1 protein-coding gene is annotated in these 322 nt (G+C 63.4%); it reads right to left on the minus strand.

What is annotated here, in order from left to right; all coding sequences use genetic code 11:
• On the minus strand, positions 1 to 197 hold a 197-nt coding region (locus tag EN859_RS36485; protein WP_135913694.1), incomplete at its 3' end, for a hydantoinase/oxoprolinase N-terminal domain-containing protein.
• Positions 198 to 322 lie beyond the last annotated feature (125 nt).

Consider the following 322-nt stretch of genomic DNA (forward strand, 5'->3'; position numbering starts at 1 on the left):
ATGATGCCGATCTCGGCCGCCGAAATGCCGGCGTCGCGGATGACGACGTCGATGCCGTCGAGGATCGCCTGCTCGGGCGCGGTATAATTGGTCAGCACCTTGGTCGAGAACATCTCTCCCCTGACATCGAGCGCGATGTCGGTGAAGGTGCCGCCGATGTCCGCGCCGAGGCGGATGTCGTCTGATCTGGAGGTCATGCCTTGGCCTTCCGGGAAGAGAATGCTGCGTCGCGCATTTGGGGGATCATCCTCGCTCCAGCCGGGCAGGTCGGTGAAGGATTTTTCGCTGAGTGTAGGAGAGAGCGGCACGACCGAGCCCCGCC

The sequence above is a fragment of the Mesorhizobium sp. M00.F.Ca.ET.216.01.1.1 genome (genome assembly GCF_004010325.2).
Classification (GTDB): Bacteria; Pseudomonadota; Alphaproteobacteria; order Rhizobiales; family Rhizobiaceae; genus Mesorhizobium.